The organism is Cupriavidus sp. 207A1, assembly GCF_057798955.1.
In genome coordinates, this window is record NZ_JBYOJO010000005.1 from 39,181 (window position 1) to 61,586 (window position 22,406).

A 22,406-nucleotide genomic window follows, 5' to 3' on the forward strand; every position below is an offset into this window, starting at 1 on the left:
CGGCATTCGAATTCAACGAGGAGACCACCCATGGAAGTACGCAACAAGACCGTCGTGGTGACTGGCGCGGCTACCGGCATCGGCCGCGCGCTGGCACTGGCCTTTGCGCAGGCTGGCGCGCGCGGCGTGGCCGTGGCTGACCTGAACGCGGCCGGCGCCGCCGCGGTGGCGGCCGAGGTCCAGGCCGTCGCGCCCGCCTGCCAGGTGTTTGCCCAGCCGGTCGACGTGGCCGACGCAGCCGCGGTGCAGGGGCTGGCCGACCTTGCCACGCAGCGCTTCGGCCAGGTCGATATTTTCTGTTCCAACGCCGGCATCATCCTGCGCAAGGGCCTGGACGCCAGCGCCGGCGACTGGCAGCGCATCTGGGAAATCAACGTGATGGCGCACATCCATGCGGCAAAGGCGGTGCTGCCGCAGATGCTGGAGCGCGGCGACGGCTACTTCGTCAACACGGTGTCGGCGGCGGGCTTGCTGTCGCAGATCGGCTCGGCACCGTATGCGGTGACCAAGCATGCCGCCATCGGCTTTGCCGAGTGGCTGTCGATCACCTACGGCGAGCGCGGCATCAAGGTCAGCTGCATCTGCCCGCAGGGGGTGCAGACCAATATGCTGTTCGGCGAGAACGGCGAGCGCAAGGGCTTCCTGCAGGAAGGCTCGGTCACCGCCGAGCATGTCGCCGCGGTGACGCTGGAGGGCGTGGCCGACGAGCGCTTCCTGATCTTGCCGCACCCCGAAGTGCTTGAGTACTATCGCCGCAAGGGCCAGGACTATGACCGCTGGCTGCGCGGCATGCGCCGCCTGCATGACAAGGTGATGCAGGAGTTCGGCGGCATCGCGGTCTGAAAGGGGCAGCCTGGCAGGTTCCGGCGGCGGCATTGCCGCCGCCTTCACAATGCGCGCGGCCACGCAGCCGCGCGCAACCGGAGGAGCATCCCATGCGTTTCGGTACCGTTGCCGCGGCGGCAGTGCTTGCCGCATCCGTCCTGACCGGCCCCGCTGCCGCGCAGGCACAGGGCTATCCCGCCAAGCCCATCCGCATCGTGGTGGGCTTTCCCACCGGCGGCGCGCCCGACACGTTGGCGCGCATCGTCTCGGAGAAAATCTCGCCCGCCTGGGGCCAGCCGGTGGTGGTCGACAACAAGCCCGGCGCAGGCGGCAATATCGGCGCCGAGGCCGTGGCCCACGCGCCGGCCGACGGCCATACGCTGGCGCTCGGCACCGTCGGCACGCATTCGATCAACGGCGCGCTGTACAGCAAGATGCCGTACGACATGGTCAAGGACTTCACGCCGGTGATCCTGATCGCCTCGACGCCCAACGTGCTGGTGGTCAATCCGGGCGTGCCGGCGAAGAACGTGGCGGAGCTGATCGCGCTGGCCAAGGCCCGGCCCGGCGGCCTGACCTTCGGCACGCCAGGCATCGGCACCTCGCCGCATGTGGCCGGGGAAATGTTCAATACGATGGCGGGCGTCAAAATCACGCACGTTCCCTACAAGGGCCGCGCCATGGCCATTCCCGACCTGCTCGGCGGCCATATCACCATGATGTTCGACAACCTGCCCTCGGCCCTGCCCGTGGTGCGCGAGGGCAAGCTGCGCGCACTCGGCATCACCAGCGCGAAGCGCTCGGCCTCGGCACCGGATATCCCGACGCTGGCCGAGCAGGGTCTGCCGGGCTTCGAGGCGGATTCCTGGTTCGCGGTGTTCGCGCCGGCGAATACGCCGAAGGAGGTGGTGGCCAAACTGAATGCCGAGCTCAACCGCATCTTCACGCTGCCCGAGGTGCAGGCGAAGCTGAAGACGCTGGGACTGGACCCGGTGCTGGGCACGCCGGAAAAGCTGGCGGCCTATCAGCGCCAGGAAATCGCCAAGTGGGCGAGGGTGGTGAAGGAGTCGGGGGCGAAGGCGGAGTAACACCATTTGCCACCGGCTTTCCAACTACTGCTGGTGTACTCCCTCTCCCGCAAGCGGGAGAGGGGAGCAAACCGGCCGCGTCTCAGCGCATTCCCAGCTACGCATCCGGCTCCACCGCCTCCCGCACCGCCGTCTCTCCTCCGGGATCGCGCAACCGGCTCAGGCTGATCATCGCCCCCACCGCCGCCACCGCCGCCGCCACATACAACGCCATGCGCGCCGCGCTGTCCGGCGACAAGCTGAACAGCAGCGCCACCAGTGCCGTGCCGGTGGTCTGGCCCAGCAGTCGCGTGGTGGCCTGCGCGCCGCTGGCGCCGCCGCTGCGCTCCGGCGGCGTGGCGCCGATCATGGCGCGGTTGTTGGGGGACTGGAAGAAGCCGAAGCCGGTGCCGCACATGGCCATGCGCCAGGCGATGTCGAAGCTGCCGGCGTCGGGGCCCAGCGTGGCCAGGCCGACCAGTCCGCCGCCCAGCATGGCCAGCCCGATGCCGGCGAGGATGCTGGCCGGATAGCGGTCCGACAGCCGGCCCGAAACCGCCGCCATCACCGCCACCATCAGCGGCCACGGCGTGATCAGCAAGCCGGTCTCCTGCAGCGAGCGGCCGAGCTGGTATTCGAGAAAGAACGGCAGCGCGATAAAGGACAGCATCTGCGTCATGAACGAGCAGAACGAAGTCCCCACCGCCAGCGCAAAGGCGCGGCTGGCAAACAGGTCGACCGGCACCAGCGGCGCGGCGCGGCCGCGCTGGCGCCGCACCAGCAGCCAGCCCAGCCCCACCGCGAGCGCCACGCCCGCGCAGCCGGCCAGGCGCCAGCCGGGATGGCCGAGGCCGTCGACGCTCAGGATAAACATGCCGAACACCAGCGCCGACAGCAGCGCGCTGGGGTAGTCGAACCCGCGCGGCTGCGGCGGCGTGTTCGGCAGCGCGGTACGGCTCAGCGCCAGCGCGGCGATGGCCACCGGAACATTGACCGCGAACAGCCAGGGCCAGCTGGCCACCGCCAGGATCAGCGCGCCCAGCGACGGCCCCACCGCGATGGTCACGCCCACCACCAGCGCATTGAGTCCGATGCCGCGGCCCAGCCGCGTGGGCGGGTAGATAAAGCGCACCAGCGCGGTGTTGACGCTCATGATGCCGGCGCCGCCGATGCCCTGCAGCACGCGCGCGGCCACCAGCATCGGCAGGTTGACCGACAGCGCGCACAGCAGCGACCCCACCAGGAAGGTGGCCAGCCCCGCGCGGTAGACCCGCTTGTAGCCCAGGATGTCTCCCAGCGACGACAGCGGCAGCAGGCATACGGTCACCGTCAGCTGATAGGCGTTGACGACCCAGATGGTGCTGGCGGGATCTGCCTGCAGTTCGCGCGAGATCGACGGCAGCGCGATATTGGCGATCGAGCCGTCGAGCACGGCCATGATCAGGCCGAAGAAAACGGTGAGGATGGCCCAGGTGCGCTGGGGCTGGGGCAGGCCTTGTTCTGGCGGCATGGGGGAGACATTGGAGACAATGCCGCGCCCGGGTCGGATCGGCCAGGCGGGCCACGGCGCGGCGTTGCCATTATGGTCGCGCGTGCGGCTGCTCGCAAATCCGCCAATTGTGGTAAGGCGCTGCCGTCAGCGGTCAGGGCCCCGCCGCGGCGCCGAGCGCGTAGCGCTGCAGCCGCTTGTAAAGGATGTCTGCCGCTTCGGCCATGGCCGGGGCCCAGCCTGGGGCCGCCTCGCACAATGCCTCGAGGTCCTGGCATTGCCTGACGATGGACTGGCGCCGCACGATCATGAAGGCGCCTGCCGCGGCATGCACCCAGTGGCGCAGGCCGGCCGGGTCCTGCTGCGCGAGGATGCGGGCCAGTGCCGGCAGGTCTTGCTGCAGCTGCCGGCGCAGCATGTCTTCGTAACGGCGGCGCGGGGTCTCCACTGTGGTGGCCGGGTCGCGCGGTTGCGCGCAGGCGGCGGCATCGGTCGCGGCGCGAGGCAGGCCGCGCAGGCAGGCGTCGAGGTCCTGCAGCGAGGCGGGCTTGGCCAGGTAGCAGGAAAAGCCGCGCAGGCGCCAGTCGTGCTCGGGATCGCTGCAGGCCACGGCGCTGAAGGCAATGACCGGCAGGCCCGGATACCTGGCCTGCACGGCATGCAGCAAGGCGTGGCCGTCCATTTCCGGCATATGCAGGTCGGTCAGCAGTGCGTCGACGCGTGTGCGCGCCAGCACCGCCAGTGCCTGCCTGCCGTTGCCCGTGACGATGGGGTGGCAGCCGATTGCCTGCAGTTGCTCGGCGACCAGGGACTGGTTCAGCGGGTTGTCCTCGGCGACAAGGATGGTCAGGGGCGCCGCCGCCGGCGCGGGCAGCGCTGGCGTGGGGGCCGCGGGCATGGGCATGGTCGCCTGCTGGGTTGCGCCGGTGGCGGCCGCCACGGCGTCGAGCAGCGCGCGATGGCTGAATGCCGACGCCTCCAGCATGCCGGCGCCATGCTGCCGCGGGCGATGCGGACCGTCGGCCGTCAGCCACACCAGCGGCGCGGTCTGGCGCAGCGCATCCAGCGCCGCTGGCGCAAAGTCTTCGGTCGCGACCACGGCAGCGGGCGCATTGCGCTGCACGCTGTCCTGCGCCACGGCGATGGAGGCCACCGCCTCGGTGTGCCACCCCGCGGACTTGAGCCATCCTTCGATCGACGCGCCGGTGCGTTGGTCCTGCGATAGCACCAGCACACGGCCGCTGTGCGTCACGCTCGCCGCCGCTGGTGCGTGCGGCGCTGCATCGGCCGGCGCCAGCGGCACCGACACCGTGAACGCGCTGCCAACGTCCGGCACGCTGTTGACGACGATGCTGCCGCCCATCAGCTCGCACAGCCTGGCGCAGATCGACAACCCCAGCCCGGTGCCGCCATAGCGGCTGTCGGCAGCGGCATCGCCCTGCACGAACGGCTGGAACACGCGCGCCGCCAGTGCTGGTGTCATGCCGATGCCGGAATCGCTGACGCGGCAGACCAGCCGCTGCGTGCCATGCGCATCGGCTTGCAGCTCGCCGCTCAGCGTGATGCGGCCGCTGGCGGTGAACTTGAAGGCGTTGTTCAGCAGGTTGTTGAAGACCTGCACCAGCCGCGTGCGATCGCCCACGACTTCCGTGTCCAGCGTCGGCGACAGCTGCAGGCAGAAGCGCAGCGGGCGGCCCGCGACCATGGGCGCATTGGCGAGCGCCAGGCTCTCCAGGGCCTCGACGGGACGGAATGGCGCATTGACCAGCGCCAGCTGCCCCGCGTCGATCTTGGAGAAGTCCAGCACATCGTTGACGATGCGGCGCAGCGAGCCGGCGGCGGTCTCCAGCGCGCGCAGCCGCGCCACGTGCGGCTCCATGGCGCCGCTGCGCGCCAGCAGTTCGAGGTTGCCCAGCAGCGCGTTCAGCGGCGTGCGGATCTCGTGGCTCATCGCGGCAAAGAAAGTCGAGCGCACCCGCAGCATCGCTTCGGTGGCCTGCTGGGCGGAGCGCAGCTGCTGCTGCAGCGCCTCTTGCGCGGTGCAGTCCAGCACCGCGCAGAACAGCACGGCTTCATCGCGGTAGCGCGCCGGGGCATAGGTGACCTGCAGGAAGCGCGGTGCCGCCGCGGTGGGGCCGGGTGCTTCAGCGGCCGCGACGGTGACGCTGCAGACCGATGCAGGGCCGCCGCCGGCGCCGCAAGGCAGCCGCGCCAGCGCCCCGGCCACCGCGGCGGGCAGCGGTTCGTGCGGCCGCGCCGGTAGCAGCGATGCCGCCAGCGGATTGCAGGCCAGCACGGCGTAGTCGTGCTGGCGCACGATGCACAGGCCGACCGGCGTGGCACTGACCAGCACCTGGTTCATCAGCTCGCTTTCCAGCGCGCGCCTCGCTTCGGCATGCGAGCGCCGCAGCAGGTGCCGGCTCCAGTAATGCGCCGCGAGCACGATGGCAACGGTCAGCAGCAGCATGGCGGCGCCGATCACCGCGAGTTCGGCCGCCAGCGCGTTGAACAGCAGCCGGTATGGCAGGTGGTAGACCAGCAGGCCGAAGCCGGGCTGCAACGGCTGCACCAGCACCACCCCCGAGCGTGTCAGGCGCAGCGCGTTGTGCGGCAGGCCGCGGACCCGCGCAGCGATGTCGCGGGCGCTGGCCGAGGTCAGCGTGCCGGCATGCGGCCACACATCGATCAGGCGGTCCGCGTCATTGAGCAGCGCCAGGCCGGCGTGGTCCTGTGGCGGCGGCAGGCCGGCCAGGAACGCCTGCAGCGGCACGCAGGCGGCCACCAGCATGCTGGCTGAGTCGCCGGCATAGGCGGCGCTGGCCAGGACCATGATCGGGCTGTCGTCCACGGGGTCGCGCAGCGGCCCCAGCCAGACGGTCTGGTCGCGCGCCGGCACGGCGTGGCCGGTGCGGTCAAGCAGCGCGCCAGTCAGCTGCGCGCGCAGGCGCGGGATCAGCGCCGGATCGAGCGCCAGCGGCGCGCGCGCGCCGGCTTCGGGCTGGCGGATCACGACCGCGCTGTCCTCGTCCAGCGAGACCGCGTAGGCGCCATGGTCCAGGTCGAAGGCCTGCTGCGTGGCCACCGCTGCCAGCGCGACCTGGCGCAGCCGCGCGAACTCGGTCGGCAGCCTCGCGCCCCAGGCCTGGCGCGTGGCGTCGCCGGCCAGCAGATGGTAGTCCTTGCGCACGGCCTCGATATGGACGCCGGCCGCGCCGGTGCGGCGCAAGGCCTCGACGTCGGGGTCGCGCGAAGGGGCCGCGACGGCGGCGCGCAGATGGTAGCGGATGCTGAGCGCGGTGCGGCGCACGAACGAGGCTTCGTTATGCAGCCGCTGCGATACCGTGCCGACATACTGCGCAACCTGGCTGCGCCGGTAGTCCAGGTGCTGGTCCGCCGCCAGCCCGGCCAGCAGCGTGCCCGAGCACAGCACGATGGCGATCAGCGCGGCGATGGTCACCGAGTACAGGTGCTGCTGCCGGCGGGCGTGGTCGGCCAGCGCGTCGAAGGTGCCGGTCAGGGTGTCGCGGGTGCGGTCGGGGTCTTGCTGCATCGCCCGCGCGGTCAGATCAACCCGCTTTCATAGGCGTAGCGGATCAGGCCAGTATTGGTCTGCACGCCGAGCTTGCGCATGGCCACGGTCTTCTGGCTGGAGATGGTGCTGACCGAGCGGCCCAGCTTGGCGGCGATCTCGGTCAGCTGCGCGCCCTGCGCATAGAGCCGGATGACTTCGAGTTCGCGCTGGGTCGGCTCCCGCGCGGGCGTGCCGGGCAGCGCCGCGCGCTGCAGCACCGCGTGCACCGCGGGCGAGCAGAAGCAGCCTCTGCCGAACGCGGCGTGGGCGCAGGCGCGCACCACTTCCTCGAGCGGATCCTCCTTGCTGACGAAGCCGCGCACGCCCAGCTTCATCGCGCGGCGGACGATGGCGGCATTGGAGCGGGCGCTGATCACCACCACCCGGGTCGCCGGATGGCGCCGCGCCAGCCGGCTGAGCAGGTTGAAGCCGTCCAGCGAGGCATCGCCTTGGCCCATGCAGAAATCGGTGATGGCGATATCGGCCGGGTGCCGCGCCAGCGTGCCGAGCAGCTCGGTGCCGTTGCGGCATTCGGCGCTGATCTGGACGCGCGCGCTGCGCTGCAGGCAGTCGCGCAGCGCAGCCACCACCAGCGGGTGGTCGTCGGCCAGGGCAACGCGCAGGACTTGGTCGTTCATGGGCAATCTCCGGGTGAGACGGCAACCGGGTTGCGGCTGCGGGCGCCGTGCGGTGGCGTCATCACAAGACTCGGATTCTGGCCAGATTCAGCGCCTCGCTGAATCGGAATTCGGCTAGTTCGCGGATGCCGTGGGATCGCGCAAAGGACCAGATCCGGCCAATGCAATGACATCTCTGGAAGATAAGCGGCAGTCCGCGCCGGCTTGACTCGGGTTTGCGCAGCAATCCGGCCCTTGTCTTGCGATACAGCCATTGCGGGAAATCAATGCACGCCAAAGTGCCGCGGTGGCGACATCGCCGGTCACACGCGCCACGCACATGCCGGTGGAGCGGGATTTTGGCGTTTGGCGGCACGGACCGCTGTCCTAGAATGAAGCTGACACGCGCCCCGCGGCGTGTGCACCGCGTGGGGGAATGCCATGCCCGTCTATCAATACCGCTGCGAGAAGTGCGGCCATGTGTTCGAAAAAACCGAACATCTCGCGGAACATGCCTCTGCCCATCCACCGTGCCCGAATTGCGGCAGCCAGTCCGTGCAGCACGCACCGGCGCCGTTCGTGGCGGTGACCCAGCGCAAGAGCTGAGTCTCGAACAACAAGATCCCAGGAGGGTGCGCGCGCGCCGCCGGCCGGATGCCGGCGCGCGTGTTGCTTCATGCGTGGCGCCTGCGGCGCCACGCGCGTTCGCGCTGCGCGCAAGCGGCGATCTCAACCTTGACGGAGGATGCCATGGCAACGAGACCGTTCACTGAATTTCCCGCCGACGAGCAGCAGCAGGTCCTGGACGCGTGCAGGCATGTCGGGCTGGCGGCGGAGATGTTCGATATTACCGACGAGCACGACGGCGACGGCGTGCGCCGCGTCAGCGTGCGCCGCGTCGGCACCGACAAGACCAGCGTCTATGAAGCCGGCGCCGGCACGTCATGGATGGAAGAGTTCGAAAGCGACCTCGAGTGCGGCCTGTACGGGCCGATCACGGTGTAGCGGCGCCGCCGGCGCGGCTCAGTGCCGGCCGCGCTCGCCGGTGCGCGACACCACCGAGGCGCCGGCGATCAGCTCCTTGAGCAGCGCCAGCGAGGCCGCGCCGCCGGTGCGGTACGGGTCGAGCTCGGCGCGCGCGGAGAACTTGAGCAGGGTGGCGGTATTGAGCCGCGCGGCATTGACCTGCCCCATCGCCCAGCCGGCAAAGTCGCGCGTGCAGGTTTCCTCGAAATGCAGCAGGGTCACGTCGTGGTGGCGCGGATCGCGCGCGATCGACTGGAACAGCTGCGAGACCTCCTGCCGGTCGCCCTCCAGCGCCTGCAGGAAGATGCCGTTGCCATGGCACAGCACGCCGGTGATGCCGTGGCGCGGATTGCGTTCCAGGCTGGCGGCCAGGATGGCGTCGAGCAGGGCGGCATCGATGGCCTGGCGGGCACGGCTGGCATAGAGCAGGCGGACTAGCATGGTCGTGGCGCTCCGGTAATGGCGCTCCGTGTGGCGGCAGGGCCAGGGCCGCTAGCCGCGGTTATGGTTCAGCAGCGTGAGGAATTCGCGGCGCAGGCTGTCGTCCTTCAGGAAAGAGCCGCGCATCACGCTGTTGGTCATCTTGGCGTCGGTGTCGCGCACGCCGCGCCAGTGCATGCAGAAGTGCTCGGCCTCCATCACGATGGCGAGGCCGTCGGGACTCATCTTTTCCTGCAGCAGGTCGGCCACCTGCGCCACCGCCTCTTCCTGGATCTGCGGACGGCACATGATCCATTCGGCCAGCCGAGCGTACTTGGACAGCCCGATCAGGTTGGAATGCTGGTTCGGCATCACCCCGATCCACAGCTTGCCGATGATCGGGCACAGGTGGTGCGAGCAGGCGCTGCGCACGCGCAGCGGGCCCACGATCATCAGTTCATTGAGCTGGCCGACGTTGGGGAATTCCGTCACCGGCGGGGCCTTGGCATAGCGGCCGGCGAAGATTTCCTTCAGGTACATCTTGGCCACGCGGCGCGCGGTTTCCTGCGTGTTGTGGTCGTTGTCGACGTCGATCACCAGTGCCCGCAGCACGTCCTGCAGCCGGGCCTGGACTTCGGCCTGCAGCTGCTCCATTTCACCCGGCTCGATATAGCGGGCGATATTGTCGTTGGCGTGGAAGCGTTCCTGCGCGGCTTCCAGCCGCGCGCGGATGCGGGCCGAGACACTGGCGGCGGCGTGACCGGCCTTTTCGCCGACCCTTTCGTCGGCGTTGCTGTCCTTTGCGCGGTGCGCTGCGTCCTTGCTGTTCATGGATTGGGTTGGTGATGACGTGAATGGCTGCGCAGCGGGTGTGTGCCGGATTCACTATATGGCAGATGCCGTGGCCTCACAACCCGCGCGGTAGCAGGAAAACGAGCTCCCGGTGGGTCGGATACGCCACAACGAAAGGGCTTTCCATGAAGAGTTCGTGACATCGCTCAAGCCCGCCACGCAGGGCGACGACAACCCCACATAATGTCTGCACAACACCCAGGCAGCCCGTCGCAGGCTGCCGGCACCCGGCCGCGGCCAAGCGCGGCCTGACGCTTTGTCGGGATCCACCTCATCATGCCGATCGCCTTTCCGTGCAGCAGCCTGATGTTGCTCCATGTGGTGACAGTGCCGGTACCGGCCACGCCGGTGGAAACCGGTGTCGCGGAACACCATGCCAGTGCCGTGCGCCACGGCGCGGGCGGACTGCGCCGGCCATTGTCGCCGGCGCCGCGCAGTCCCGCGGCGCAGGTTCCCGCCAGCGGCTGAGGCCGACCGCCTAAAGCAGCAGCAGCGCCAGTGCCGGCAGCATGGCCGCCGGCATCACCACCGCGCCCACGCGCAGGAACTGGCCGGCGCTGACCTGCAGCCCTTCGCGGCGCAGCGCCGTCAGCCACAGCAGCGTGGCGAGCGAGCCGGTGACGGACAGGTTGGGGCCCAGGTCGATGCCGACCAGCACCGCGCCGCTGACCGCGTGCGAGGCATGTCCGGCGTCGAGCGCAGACGCCGCGATCAGACCGGCCGGCAGGTTGTTGGCCACGTTGCCCGCCAGTGCCACCACCGCGCCCACGCCCAGCAGCGCCACCGCGCCGCCGTCGCGCGAGGCGGCCGCCACGGCGTCGGCAAGAAGGCGGATCACCGCGGTCTGCTCCAGCGCCGCCACCAGCACGAACAGGCCGGCCACCATCGGCAGCACGCCCCACGACACCTCGCGCAGCGTCGGCCACAGCAGTTCGCGCCGGGTGGCGCAGACCAGCAGCAGCGTGGCCACGCCCGCGGCGCAGGTGGGCCAGCCCAGCGCGTCGCCGCGCAGCGAGGCCAGCAACAGCACCAGCCCGGTCAGCACGATGCCCAGCGCGCTCAGCCGCGCCTGCAGCGACAGCGGCGGCACCGGCACGTCAGCGGCGATGGGCTCGGCCAGCGCCGCGCGCTGGGTCCACCACAGCGCTGCCAGCGTGGCCAGGATCGCGGCCAGCGACGGCAGGGCGAAGCTGGCCAGCCATCCGGCCAGCGGCGGCATGCGCTCGCCGAAGATCACCAGGTTGGCCGGGTTGGAGATCGGCAGCACGAAGCTGGCCGCGTTGGCGATAAAGGCGCAGGCGTACAGGTAGGGCAGCGGCTGGCGCACGCGTGCGGCGCGGGTCGCGGCCAGCACCGCGGGCGTCAGCACCACGGCGGTGGCGTCGTTGGACATGAACGCCGTCACCAGCGTGCCGAAGCCGTACACCAGCAAAAACAGCCGCGGCGCCGAGCCGCGCGCCAGGCGCACGGCGAGCGCGGCAACGTGGTCGAACAGCCCGGTCTTGCGGGCCAGTTCCGCGATCAGCATCATGCCGGCCAGGAACAGGTACACGTCGTAGCCGCGCAGCACCGCGGCGAAGGCCTCGGGCAGCGCCATCAGGCCGGTGGCGCACAGCAGCAGGGCGCCGCCGGCAGCCCAGAAGGCTTCGGGCAGGCGGAAGGGGCGGAACAGGACGCCAGCGGTGGTTAGCGCGGCGACCGACCAGATCAGCAGCGGGCTGTGGCTGGACATCGGGTACGGGGCGGAATTCGGAAAAGCCGCAAGTCTACAGCGGGTTGCCGGCCGGCGCTGCCGGCGTGGCGGCGCCTGGCGCAGCGCTGGTGACGGGGGTGGGTGCGGCCGGAGCCGCCGGAGCCGCCGGAGGCGCCTGGGAGGTGCCGTCGAGGTTGCTTGCGAGCGGATCCATCAACGGCTGGGTGGCCGGCGCGACGGGGGGCGCCGGCGGCGGGAAGCCGATAGCGGCGATGCCCTGGCTGCCGTCGGCATTCTCTGCGTACATCCAGTCGCCGCCCGCCTGCACGAGGCCGGCGGGCGCCTGCACGTCGGCCTCCGGCACGCCGGCCAGGCGGCCTTCCATGTAGGCGGCCCACACCGGCAGCGCGGTGGTCGCGCCGAACTCATGCTCGCCCAGGCTGCGGTTGTCGTCATAGCCCATCCACGCCACCGTGACCACGCCGCCGCCATAGCCGGCGAACCAGCCGTCGACCGAGTCGTTGGTGGTGCCGGTCTTGCCGGCCACGTCGTGGCGGCGCAGGTAGCGGCGCACGCCGGTGCCGGTGCCGGTCTCGACCACGCTGCGCAGCAGGCTGTCCATCACGAAGGCGTTGCGCGCGCTGATCACAGGCGGCGGCGCGGGGCGTTCCTCCGTGTCCTGCGCGGCGCTGAACAGCACCTTGCCGTCGCTGTCGGTGATGCGCTCGATCAGGTAGGGCTCGACGCGGTGGCCGCCGTTGGCGAATACGCCATAGGCCGCGGCCAGGCGCAGCGGCGAGGTGGTGCCGGTGCCCAGCGCCAGCGGCAGGTAGCGTGGCAGCCGCCTGGGCGAGAAGCCGAAGCGGCTGGCGAATTCCACCGCATAGGGGATGCCGATCGCCTGCAGCGTGCGGATCGCCGGCAGGTTGCGCGATTCGGCCAGCGCCTGGCGCACCCTGATCGGGCCGACAAAGCGCCCGTCGTCGTTGGACGGCTGCCAGCGCGAACCAGCCGGCAGCGGCGCGTCGTTGATCAGCGTGCCGGGCGACACGCCGCGCTCCAGCGCCGCGGCATAGACGAAGGGCTTGAAGGTCGAGCCCGGCTGGCGCAGCGCCTGGGTGGCGTGGTTGAAGCGGCTGGCGGCGAAATCGGCGCCGCCGACCATGGCCTCGATCGCGCCGGTGCCGGTGTCGAGCGACACCAGCGCCGCCTGCGGCCCTTGCGACAGGTCCTTGACGAACTTGCGGTGGCGGCGCGCGTAGCGCTCCAGCCCGCCGTGCACGGCATCGTAGGCCAGGGTCTGACGCACCGACGACACCGTGGTGTAGACGTTGAGGCCGCGCGTGTAGGCGTCGTCGCCGAAGCGCTCGCGCGCGAGCTGGCGCGCCAGTTCGGCGACGTACTCCGCATGGCCGGCAAAGCTGCCGGGGCTGTCGTCGCTGATGGCCAGGCGCGCGCCGCGGGCTTGGCGGTAATCGTCCTGGCTGATCATGCCCAGCGCCAGCATTCGCCCCAGCACATACTCCTGGCGCCGCTTGGCGCGCGCGAAATTGACCACCGGGTTCACCGCCGAAGGCGCCTTCGGCAGGCCCGCCAGCATTGCGGTCTCGGCCAGCGACAGCGCCGCCAGCGGCTTGCCGAAGTAGGCGTGCGCGGCGCTGCCGAAGCCATAGGCATGCTCGCCCAGGTAGACCTGGTTCATGTACAGCTCGAGGATGCGGTCCTTGGGCAGCGCGTGGTCGATGCGCCAGGCCAGCAGCATCTCGTACCATTTGCGCGCCAGCGTCTTCTCGCGCGACAGGTAGAAGGCACGCGCCACCTGCATGGTGATGGTGGAAGCGCCCTGGGCGTAGCCCTGGCCGAGGTTGGCCAGCGCGGCGCGCAACACGCCGGGGATGTCGATGCCCTGGTGCTGGAAGAACTGGTCGTCCTCGGCCGCGAGCAGCGCCTGCACCATTTGCCTCGGGATCTGCTCGAAGGGAATGAACTCGCGGTGCTCGCTGCCGAACTCGCCGATCTGGACGTTGTCGCTGGTGTAGATGCGCAGCGGCACATCGGGCCGGTAGTCGCGCAGCGCATCGACGGGGGGAAGCTGCCGCAGGCTGACCACGGCGGCAAAACCGGCCAGCAAGGCACCGGCGGCAGCCAGCGCCAGTGCGGCGCCGCCTGCCTTGACTGCGAATTTTTTCATGGGCCGCATTTTACCCGCTGCAACTGACCGACCCGGCGGCCGGCTCAGCGGTTGGCCGCCAGCGGCAGCGGATTGCCCAGCTCGTCATGGTCGACCGGCTGCGGTGCGGGCACCGCTGGCGCGGCAGGCTGGGCCGGCCGGGCCGGTGGCGCTGGCTCCACCGGCTGAGGCCCGGCCTGGACCGCGGCCATGCGCAGGCGCGCCTGGCTGTGCTGGCGCACGAAGTCGCAAAGCGACAACCAGGTTTCCTCGCGTTCGATGATGGTGAAGTGATCGGTATCCGGCACGGTCTGCAGCGCCACCGGGCCGGGCCAGGCCGCCATCAGCCGTTCGGAGCAGGCGTGCGGCACCACTTCGTCGGTGGCGGCCAGCAGCACCTTGGTGCTCTGCACGACCTTTTTGCAATGCGAGATCGAGTCGAAGTGGTGGCGCATCAACTGGCGCAGCGGCACCAGCGGAAAGCGCTTGCGCACCAGCTCGAGCAGCGAGTCGTAGGGGGTGATCAGCTGCAGGCTCTCGAAATCCTGCAGGTCGGCCAGCTGGATCGCCACGCCGGTGCCCAGGCTGCGGCCCACCACATGCACGCGGGTGTCGGGGAACACGCGCCGCACATGCAGCAGGAACTGGCTGGCGTCGGCCACCGCGGCGCCCTCGGACGGGCGCCCGTCGGAGTGGCCCAGGCCGCGGTAATCGTAGGTGGCGAAGCCCATGCCGGCAGGCAGCCAGCGCGCGTATTGCAGCGTTTCCAGCACATCCTCGCCGCGGCCGGGCAGGTAGAACAGCAGGTCGCGCACGGTGTCGCCGGGCGCGTGGTAGATATAGCCGCGCACCACGCCGCCGGGAATCAGGTGCGAATAGCCGATGATGCCGTCGGGCAGGTCGCGCGGCGGCCGCCGGCGCGCGTCGAACAGCAGCCGGTCCTGGTTCAGCGTCAGGTAGGTCCAGTAGCAGGCGAAGCCGCTGGCGGTCATCAGCGCGGCCGCCAGCGCGCGGCGGGTGGTCAATGGCATGGCATTCGTCAGTGGCTTCGGCCAGGCTTGGCGCGTGTGCGCCGGCCTTGCCGCCCAGCCGCGCAGCCTACCTTATTTTTGCCGGCGGCGTGGCCGCGGCGCAAGCCGGCCCGCGCAGTTCTTGTACGATATGCCTCATTCGGGCGCGCGCACCCCACCGAGACGACGCGCCTTCAGGGAGCCAACCGGCATGAGCGAACAGAAACACGAGCAATACCGCGCCGAAGAGGCGCAGGCCATGGAACGCGTGGTTGCGGCCACGCGGCAGGTGCAGGTCGCCTTCACGGCGCTGCAGGCCCACTATCCGCCGCAGGGCAGCGGCAAGCCGTCGAAACTGGCGCTGCAGACCTTCGACGCGGCACTGCAGGCGCTGGAGGACGCGCAGGCGACCTTCGACGAGATCCTGAACGACCTGCTCGACGAGAAACGCTGAGCCGCAGGGCCGCAGGGCCTTTTGGGCTTTTGGGCTTTTGGGCTTTTGGGCCCGCATCGGTCTTGCAGGCTGCGTAGTACGCGGCGGCGGCCTCGCGGAAAAGCATCACGACCGTCGTTCCCGCCTTCGCGGGAATGACGGTCATGAGCGGAACGGCGTGACGCCGCTACCGCGGATTGTGTTGCCCAACCTCCGCCACAAAATCGTCCCCCTCCGGCAATCCCAACGAAAACTTCACCGGAAAACTCACCGCAATCCCGCCCTCAAGCTGCCGCACCACCCCCCGCGCCCGCACATGCGCATCCTCAAACAACTCGGCAGATCCCAGCACCGGCGAGAACGGGATATCCAGCGGTGCAAAGAAGCCCGCCCATTCCGCCAGGTCGCGCGTGCGGAACACCGCCGCCAGCAGGTCATTGACCTCCACCTTGTGCCCACCGCGCCCGGCGCGCGTGGCGAAGCGCGGATCGCGCAGCGCCGGGAACGCGTCGCCCAGCGCCGCGCACAGGTTGTCCCAGAACTTGTTTTCCAGGATGCCCAGCGCCAGGTGCCGCCCGTCGCGGGTTTCGAACAAATCGTTTTCCGGCATCACGGTGGATGAGTCCCGCGGGGAATCCTCGTGTGCGCGCGCAGTCCACGCACCAGGGGCGGTCCACGACAGCACGGCATCGTGGATCGACACATCGAGATGCTGCCCCTGTCCGTGCTGCCGCGCGCTCATGATCGCCACGGCCAGCGATAACGCCGCGTAGCCCGACGCTGCGTAATCCGACACCCGCACGCGCGGGCGCGAGACTGCATCGTGGACCTGCACCGGCGTGGCCCAGTACCCGGCCAGCGCCAGGTAGTTCAGGTCATGCCCGGCGTGGCTGGCGTACGGTCCGGTCTGGCCGAAGCCTGAGACCGAACACAGCACGATGGCCGGATTGACCGCCGCCAGCGCCTCATAGCCCAAGCCCAGGCGCGCCATCACGCCGGGGCGGAAGCCTTCGACCACGGCGTCGGCATCGCGCACCAGGTCCAGGAACGCCGCGCGGCCGGCGTCCGATTTCAGGTCCAGCGCCACCGAGCGCTTGCCGCGATTGAACTGCGCATACACATGCGCGCCCAGCTGGCGCGCGGTGTCGCCGCTGCCGGGCGGCTCGACCTTGATCACCTCCGCGCCAAGCTGGCGCAGCAGGCTGCAGGCGTGCGGGCCGGGCAGCAACTGGCTGACGTCGAGGATGGTGACGTCGTTCAGGCAAGACCATGCTGGCTTCATGCGGAGCCTCAGGAAAGGAGAAAACACAAGCGCCGCATGCGCGGCGTGGCGTGCGATGCAGGGAGCAGGCCAGCTGTATCAGCCCAGGTCGCCGGTCATGCCGATCGACTTCATCAGGTCGCCATAGCGCGCGTTGTCGCTGGCCACCATGGTGCCGAACTGCGCCGGCGACGCGCTGCGGCGCAGCTCGCCGGCATTGGCCTTGAGCTGGGCGTCGAACACGCCGGCGGTCTGCAGCGCGCGCACCGCGGCGTGCAGCTTCTGCGCCAGCTCGGCCGGGAAATTGGCCGGCGCGAACAGGCCGCTCCAGTTGTCGATGACAAAGCCCGGCGGCAGCGCTTCGGCCATGGTGGGCACGTCGGGGAAGTAGGGCGAACGCGCGGCCGCGGTGACGGCCAGCACCCTGACCTGGTTGTTGCGCACGTACTGGGTCGCGGTGCCCAGCACCGGCATGCCGAACTGGGTCTGGCCGGTCAGCATCGAGGTGAGGATCTCCGGCGCGCCCTTGTAGGGAATATGCACCGCGTCGCAGCCGGTCTGGTGCAGCATGGTCTCCACCGCGAGATGGGCGATGCTGCCCTTGCCGCCGGAACCGTAGTTGAACTTGCCCGGCTCCTTCTTCATCGCCGCGACCAGCTCGGCGGCGGTCTTGTAGGGCGAGGACATGGGCACCACCAGCGCCGACGGCCCGCCCGACAACGCCGTGATCGGCGTGAAGTCATGGGTCGGGTCATACGGCATCTTGCGGTACATGTGCACGTTGATGACGTGCGAATTGGCCAGGATGCCCAGCGTGTAGCCATCGGGCGCGGCGCGGCGCAGCGCGCCGGCGCCGATGATGCCACCGGCGCCGGGCATGTTCTCGACCACCAGCGGCTGGCCGAGCTTCTTGCCCAGCTCCGCCGACAGCGTGCGCGCGATATTGTCCGGCGTGCTGCCGGCGATAAACGGAACGATCAGCCGGATCGGGCGGCTGGGATAGGGGGATGCGGTGCTGGCGGCGCGGGCCGGCAGCAGCAGGCTGCCCAGCGCGGCGGCGCCGGCGGTGGCAAGCCAGTTTCGGCGGTTCATGCTTGGTCTCCGTGGTCTTGTCGTATTGTGCTGTGGCCGGGATCCGGATGCCGGCGGCGACCGCGCCGCCGGCACGGTCAGGCTTTCTGCTGCAGCGGTTCCAGGATAGCCCGCGCAATGGTGTTGCGCTGGATCTCGCTGGTGCCGGTAAAGATGCGGAACATGCGCAGCTTGCGGAAGGTCTGCTCGACCGGATGGCCGCGCGTGACGCCGACATTGCCGTGGATCTGCACGGCCTTGTCCGCTACCTCGAAGCAGCGCTCCGAGACGAACAGCTTGCACGCCGCGGCCTTCATGCGCAGGTCGGCGCCGGCGTCGGCCAGCGCGGCGGTGTGCGCGATCATGCTTTCGCAGGCCCACAGCGCCGCTGCCATGTCGGCCAGCATGTGCTGGATCGCCTGGAAGCGCGCGATCGGGCCGCCGAACTGGCGGCGCTGGCCGGCATATTCCACCGATGATTGATAGGCCCGCATGGCCAGCCCCAGCATGCTGGGGCAGTGCAGCAGGCGGTTCACGTTGATGCGCGACATGCCCAGCTTGAAGCCGTTGCCCTCGCCGCCGAAGACGTTGGCGCGCGGCACGCGCACATTGTCGAAGCGGATATCGCCATCGATATGCTGGCCGGACATCGGCACGTATTCGTTGGTCACGGTTACGCCGGGCAGGTCCAGGTCGACCAGCACCGCGGTGATGGCCGGCGGCGTGGCGGTGGCGTCGGTCACGCACATGACGATGGCGAAGTCGGCGAAGGGCGCGCCGCTGATGTAGTGCTTGCCGCCGTTGATGACCAGCTCATCGCCGTCGGCCACGGCCGCGGTCCTGATGCTTTGCGCATCGGAACCGGAATGCGTTTCCGTCAGCGCGAAGCAGGTCGACTTCTCGCCTCGGATCACCGGCTTGAAATACCGCTCGAGCTGCTCGGGCGTGGCGTACTTCAGCATGTTGCCCACGCGCGGCGGGCCGCCCAGGTCGCCCAGCACGTGCGCGGCCAGGGTCGAGCCGCTCGCGGCCAGGTCGGCCTTGAGCGCGCATTGTTCCTGGATGTTCAGGCCCTTGCCGCCGAGCGCGGTGGGCAGGCAGGCGGCGTAGAAGCCCAGCTCGCTGGAGCGGCGCCAGACCTGGCGCAGGGTCTCGCGCGGCCACGGGTCCTCGGAGCCCAGGCCGAGCTCCTGTTCGAGCGGGCGCAGCTCTTCGTCGATAAAGCGGCGGATGCCGGCGCGGGTTTCCAGCAGGACGGGGTTGGTCAGGTGGTCGAACATGGCGGTTTCCTCGGTGCGTTTCCGGGTTCAGTTGACGCGGCGTCCGACGCCTTGCCAGTAGCGTTCGCGCACGATCTTGCGGGCCAGCTTGCCGCTGGCGTTCTTGGGCAGCTCGGCGACAAAGTCGACCGAGCGCGGCGACTTGTAGTCGGCGATGCGCTCGCGGCAGTGCGCGATCAGCTGCTGCGCGGTGGCCTCGCGGCCGGGGCGCAGCGTGACCACGGCCTTGACGCTTTCGCCCCAGGTGTCGTCCGGCACGCTGATGACGCAGGCCTCCAGCACGTCGGGGTGCTGGTACAGCGTGGCCTCGACCTCGGTCGGGTAGACGTTGAAGCCGCCGGAGATGATCATGTCCTTCTTGCGGTCGACCAGGTAGAGATAGCCGGCCTCGTCCACGCGCGCCATGTCGCCGGTATGCAGCCAGCCGTCGACCAGGGTCTCGCGCGTCAGCGCGGGCTCGTTCCAGTAGCCGTGGAATACGTCGTCGCCGCGGATCACCAGTTCGCCGATCTCGCCCACGGCCACTTCCTTGCCGTGCTCGTCGACCACGCGCACTTCGGTCTCGCCCAGCGCGCGGCCGCACGAGGCCAGGCGCTCGGGATGGTTGGCAATGGCGTCGGCATGGTCGCTGGTGGACAGCCGCGTGACGCCGGAGGTCGATTCGCTGGCGCCATAGCCCTGCGACAGGATCGGGCCGATGCGCTCCCAGGCCTCGCGGATGCGGGCCGGCGCCATCGGCGCAGCGCCGTAGGCCAGCGTCTTCAGGCTCGACAGGTCGGCCTGCGCCAGCGTGGGCTCGGCCAGCAGCATGTTGATCATGGCCGGCACCATGAACACATGGGTGATGCGCAGGCGCGCGACTTCGGCCAGGAAGTGCGCCGGCTCGAATTTTTCGAACAGCACCAGCGTCGCGCCCACATACAGGTAGGGCTGCATCAGCATGCCGGAGGCGTGCGTGACCGGGCCGATCAGCGCCAGCCGGTCGCCCGGGCGGGCGGGGCGGTCCATGCCGGACACCATCTTGCGCAGCGCCGCGATGCGGTTGCCGTAGCTCTGCATGGCCGCCTTGATCTTGCCGGTGGAGCCCGACGAGAAATGCAGCACGGCCAGGTCGTCGGCCGCCGGGGTGATGTCGGGCGCGGTGGTGCCGGCGTTGGCCAGCAGCGCCTCGTATTCGACGTAGCCGGCGGGCGCCGCGCCGATGGCGATAAAGGTCTCGATGCTGCCGAAGCCTGCCGTGGCGCGGTCGTAGCCGGTATAGCCGGGGCCTGCGATCAGCACGCGCGGGGTGCAGTTGTCGACCACGTCGCTGGCCTCGGCCGCGGTAAAGCGCGGGTTGAGCGCGGCCTTGACCAGGCCGGCCTTGTACAGCGCGCATTCCAGTTCGACCAGCTCGGGCCGGTTGCGCGACTGCACCGCGACGCGGTCGCCGGGGCGCAGGCCCAGCGCCAGCAGCGCATTGGCCAGCCGCGTCGAGCGTTCGTCGAGCTGGCGATAGGTCACCACCTGGTCCTGGTAGAGGATGGCGGGCTGGTCGCCCCAGTAACGCGCGGCGCGGCGCAGGAAATACGCGAAACCCATGCTGTCTCCGTGTAGGCTGAATGATCTTGCTGCACGCTCGGTGGTGTGCTCGTGCGCTGTAGTCTGTAAGATGGCGGGCATCACCACAATGAGGTATTGGCTATAAAGCCATAACCGTCGGGAATGTGAGGCAATGGAGACGCGGGATATCGAATACATCCTCGCCGTGGCGGCGCACGGCGGCATCGGGCGGGCCGCCGAGGCGCTGGGGATCAGCCAGCCGGCGCTGACCAAGGCGGTGCAACGGGTGGAAGCGCAGGCGGGGCTGCCGCTGTTCGAGCGCACCGCCAACGGCATCGCCGCCACCTACGCCGGCACCCGCTTCCTCGAGCGCGCGCGGCGCATCCAGCTGGAGTACCAGGACGGCATCAAGGAGATGCTGGGCATCCGCACCGGCGAGCAGGGCATTCTGCGCGTAGGCTATTCCCCGTCGATCCCGGGCGATGTGATCCTGGGCGCGTGCCAGCAGCTGGTGCGCGAGCGGCCGGTGGCGCGGTTGCGGCTGCGCCGCCGGCTGGCGCGCGACCTGCTGGACCTGCTCGCCGCCGGGGAACTGGACATGGCGGTGGCGCCGACCCCGTCCGGCGCGCTGGCGGACACTTTCGCGGTGCAGCCGCTGTTCGACGACCGGCTGGTGGTGGTGGCCGACCAGGGCCACGCGCTGCTGCGGCGGCGCAAGCTGCGCCTGGCCGACCTCGCCGACCAGGAATGGCTGCTGCCCGAACGGCATATCACGCTGCGCCAGCAGGTCGACGCGGCGTTCCGCCAGCGCGGCCTGCCGGAGCCGCAGCCGCGCATCGAGATCGACTTCGGCAGCAGTTCGCTGTTCGCGCTGATGCAGGGCACGCAGATGCTGAGTATCGCCAATGCCGGCGGCGAGGCCATGCAGCGCGGGCTGCGCGAGCTACCGCTGGGCGTGGAAGAGCTCGACCTGCGCCGGCGCATCGGCGTGGTCACGCGCGCAGGCGCCTACCTGTCGCCGCTGGCGCAGCGCCTGACGGTGCTGCTGCGCGAGCACAGCGGCTAGCGGAGCGCGCTTACTGCAGCGGGATCTTCGCCACGGCCGCGAGCCGCTTCCAGCGCTCGATCTCGTCCTTCTGGTATTGCCGCATCTCGGCCGGCGACGACAGGATCAGTTTGGTCGACTGGCGCGTGTAGTACTCGCGCACGTCCGGGGCATTGCCGGCCTGCGTGAACAGGTCCTGCAGCCGCTTCACCAGCGCCGGCGGCGTCCTGGCCGAGACCGCTGCCGCGACCCAGTTGTAGGCCAGGAAGTCCGGCAGGCCGGCTTCGACGATGGACGGTACGTCCGGCAGCAGCGGCGAGCGCTGCGGCGCGGTGTAGGCCAGCGCGCGCACCTTGCCGCCGCGGGCCAGCTCGATCGCGCCGGTGGCATCGACCACGGCGAAATCGACATTGGCCGCCATCACGCCATTGATGGCATCGCCTGCGCCCTTGTACGGCACCGCCGTGGTCTTGATGCGGGCCAGCTCGTTGAGCCATTCCGAATACAGCGTGTATGAAATCGAGCCCGTGCCGTAGTTCAGCGCGCCGGGACGCTTGCGCGCGTCGTCCAGCAGTTCGGCCAGCGTGCGGTAGGGCGAGCCGGCGGGCACGATGATCACGCACGGCCCGCGCGACAGCAGCGTGATTGGCGCAAAGTCCGTCAACGGGTCATACGGCAGCTTGCGGAAGGTGGCGGCATTGGTCGACAGCGTGGAATTGCTGCCGATAAAGACGGAGTAGCCGTCGGCCGGCGCATTCAGCGCGGTCTGCACGCCGATAAAGCCGTTGCCGCCGGGCTTGTTTTCCACCACCACGCCCTGGCCGGTCAGCTCGCCGATCTTCCTGGCGAACATGCGCGCGGTGGTGTCGGTGCCGCTGCCCGAAGGGAAGGGCACGATGAAGCGGATCGGCCGGGCCGGAAAGGCGTCGGCCTCGGCCGCGCGCGCTGCCGGCGGCGTGGCTGCGCCGAGCAGCGCCAGCGCGGCCGGAAAGAGTCCGAGGAAGCGGCGACGGGAACGGAAAGCCTGTTGCATG

Annotated in this window: 20 protein-coding genes; 7 read left to right on the forward strand and 13 right to left on the reverse strand. The window is 69.9% G+C overall.

What is annotated here, in order from left to right; translation table 11 throughout:
* Positions 1–30 precede the first annotated feature (30 nt).
* Together AC3FMM_RS10455 and AC3FMM_RS10460 are read left to right on the forward strand one after the other, a co-directional pair.
* Positions 31–843 (forward strand): SDR family oxidoreductase, encoded by an 813-nt coding sequence (locus AC3FMM_RS10455; RefSeq protein ID WP_115713647.1) that lies wholly within the window; start codon positions 31–33, stop codon positions 841–843.
* A 92-nt stretch (positions 844–935) separates the two neighbouring features.
* A complete protein-coding gene (locus AC3FMM_RS10460; RefSeq protein ID WP_115713646.1) occupies positions 936–1,913 on the forward strand; it encodes a Bug family tripartite tricarboxylate transporter substrate binding protein in 978 nt (325 codons plus the stop codon).
* Positions 1,914–2,010: 97 nt separating this feature from the next.
* Here the strand turns inward: AC3FMM_RS10460 and AC3FMM_RS10465 are convergent, their stop codons facing one another.
* The 3 genes from AC3FMM_RS10465 to AC3FMM_RS10475 form a co-directional block, all read right to left on the reverse strand.
* Positions 2,011–3,402: an MFS transporter gene (locus AC3FMM_RS10465; protein ID WP_115713645.1), complete on the reverse strand. Its 1,392-nt coding sequence runs from the start codon at positions 3,400–3,402 to the stop codon at positions 2,011–2,013.
* Positions 3,403–3,535: 133 nt separating this feature from the next.
* Positions 3,536–6,931 (reverse strand): ATP-binding protein, encoded by a 3,396-nt coding sequence (locus AC3FMM_RS10470; RefSeq protein ID WP_488686562.1) that lies wholly within the window; start codon positions 6,929–6,931, stop codon positions 3,536–3,538.
* A gap of 11 nt (positions 6,932–6,942) precedes the next feature.
* Positions 6,943–7,590: a response regulator gene (locus tag AC3FMM_RS10475; RefSeq protein ID WP_115683365.1), complete on the reverse strand. Its 648-nt coding sequence runs from the start codon at positions 7,588–7,590 to the stop codon at positions 6,943–6,945.
* A 420-nt stretch (positions 7,591–8,010) separates the two neighbouring features.
* Here AC3FMM_RS10475 and AC3FMM_RS10480 point away from each other — a divergent pair, with 420 nt between their 5' ends.
* Positions 8,011–8,175, forward strand: a complete 165-nt coding sequence (locus AC3FMM_RS10480; RefSeq protein WP_018008406.1) for an FmdB family zinc ribbon protein — start codon at positions 8,011–8,013, stop codon at positions 8,173–8,175.
* Positions 8,176–8,319: 144 nt separating this feature from the next.
* Positions 8,320–8,574, forward strand: a complete 255-nt coding sequence (locus AC3FMM_RS10485) for a hypothetical protein (protein WP_115714270.1) — start codon at positions 8,320–8,322, stop codon at positions 8,572–8,574.
* Between the two features lie 18 nt (positions 8,575–8,592).
* Here the strand turns inward: AC3FMM_RS10485 and AC3FMM_RS10490 are convergent, their stop codons facing one another.
* Together AC3FMM_RS10490 and folE are read right to left on the reverse strand one after the other, a co-directional pair.
* Complete coding sequence (locus AC3FMM_RS10490) at positions 8,593–9,036, reverse strand: BLUF domain-containing protein (protein WP_018008408.1); 444 nt, start codon at positions 9,034–9,036, stop codon at positions 8,593–8,595.
* A 51-nt stretch (positions 9,037–9,087) separates the two neighbouring features.
* Positions 9,088–9,846, reverse strand: coding sequence for a GTP cyclohydrolase I (gene folE, locus AC3FMM_RS10495; RefSeq protein ID WP_115713642.1), 759 nt, complete (start codon positions 9,844–9,846; stop codon positions 9,088–9,090).
* A gap of 297 nt (positions 9,847–10,143) precedes the next feature.
* Between folE and AC3FMM_RS10500 the strand changes: the two genes are divergently transcribed.
* Positions 10,144–10,335, forward strand: a complete 192-nt coding sequence (locus tag AC3FMM_RS10500) for a hypothetical protein (protein ID WP_062803446.1) — start codon at positions 10,144–10,146, stop codon at positions 10,333–10,335.
* A gap of 10 nt (positions 10,336–10,345) precedes the next feature.
* Here AC3FMM_RS10500 and AC3FMM_RS10505 read toward each other — a convergent pair whose 3' ends face one another.
* Genes AC3FMM_RS10505 through AC3FMM_RS10515 form a run of 3 tightly spaced genes read right to left on the reverse strand, consistent with a single transcriptional unit; the run spans position 10,346 to position 14,761 of the window.
* Entirely contained in the window at positions 10,346–11,599 is a 1,254-nt protein-coding gene (locus tag AC3FMM_RS10505; protein WP_326348705.1) for an arsenic transporter, read from the reverse strand.
* Positions 11,600–11,633: 34 nt separating this feature from the next.
* Positions 11,634–13,751 carry a penicillin-binding protein 1A gene (locus AC3FMM_RS10510; protein ID WP_488686563.1) on the reverse strand — a complete coding sequence of 706 codons (2,118 nt, stop codon included), beginning with the start codon at positions 13,749–13,751 and terminating at the stop codon, positions 11,634–11,636.
* Positions 13,752–13,795: 44 nt separating this feature from the next.
* Positions 13,796–14,761 carry an alpha/beta hydrolase gene (locus tag AC3FMM_RS10515; RefSeq protein ID WP_488686564.1) on the reverse strand — a complete coding sequence of 322 codons (966 nt, stop codon included), beginning with the start codon at positions 14,759–14,761 and terminating at the stop codon, positions 13,796–13,798.
* Positions 14,762–14,951: 190 nt separating this feature from the next.
* Between AC3FMM_RS10515 and AC3FMM_RS10520 the strand changes: the two genes are divergently transcribed.
* Positions 14,952–15,194: a hypothetical protein gene (locus AC3FMM_RS10520; protein ID WP_010812795.1), complete on the forward strand. Its 243-nt coding sequence runs from the start codon at positions 14,952–14,954 to the stop codon at positions 15,192–15,194.
* A 166-nt stretch (positions 15,195–15,360) separates the two neighbouring features.
* Here the strand turns inward: AC3FMM_RS10520 and AC3FMM_RS10525 are convergent, their stop codons facing one another.
* The 4 genes from AC3FMM_RS10525 to AC3FMM_RS10540 all read right to left on the reverse strand — a co-directional run bounded on the left by AC3FMM_RS10525 (position 15,361) and on the right by AC3FMM_RS10540 (position 20,366).
* Complete coding sequence (locus AC3FMM_RS10525) at positions 15,361–16,455, reverse strand: CaiB/BaiF CoA transferase family protein (protein WP_414247856.1); 1,095 nt, start codon at positions 16,453–16,455, stop codon at positions 15,361–15,363.
* 78 nt (positions 16,456–16,533) lie between these two features.
* Positions 16,534–17,526, reverse strand: a complete 993-nt coding sequence (locus tag AC3FMM_RS10530) for a tripartite tricarboxylate transporter substrate binding protein (protein WP_414247855.1) — start codon at positions 17,524–17,526, stop codon at positions 16,534–16,536.
* A gap of 77 nt (positions 17,527–17,603) precedes the next feature.
* Positions 17,604–18,785 carry an acyl-CoA dehydrogenase family protein gene (locus tag AC3FMM_RS10535; protein WP_115713635.1) on the reverse strand — a complete coding sequence of 394 codons (1,182 nt, stop codon included), beginning with the start codon at positions 18,783–18,785 and terminating at the stop codon, positions 17,604–17,606.
* Between the two features lie 27 nt (positions 18,786–18,812).
* Positions 18,813–20,366: an acyl-CoA synthetase gene (locus AC3FMM_RS10540; protein WP_115683356.1), complete on the reverse strand. Its 1,554-nt coding sequence runs from the start codon at positions 20,364–20,366 to the stop codon at positions 18,813–18,815.
* Positions 20,367–20,499: 133 nt separating this feature from the next.
* Here AC3FMM_RS10540 and AC3FMM_RS10545 point away from each other — a divergent pair, with 133 nt between their 5' ends.
* On the forward strand, positions 20,500–21,393 hold the full coding sequence (locus tag AC3FMM_RS10545; protein ID WP_326348710.1) for a LysR family transcriptional regulator: 894 nt from the start codon (positions 20,500–20,502) through the stop codon (positions 21,391–21,393).
* A gap of 10 nt (positions 21,394–21,403) precedes the next feature.
* Here the strand turns inward: AC3FMM_RS10545 and AC3FMM_RS10550 are convergent, their stop codons facing one another.
* On the reverse strand, positions 21,404–22,405 hold the full coding sequence (locus AC3FMM_RS10550; RefSeq protein ID WP_488686565.1) for a tripartite tricarboxylate transporter substrate binding protein: 1,002 nt from the start codon (positions 22,403–22,405) through the stop codon (positions 21,404–21,406).
* Position 22,406 lies beyond the last annotated feature (1 nt).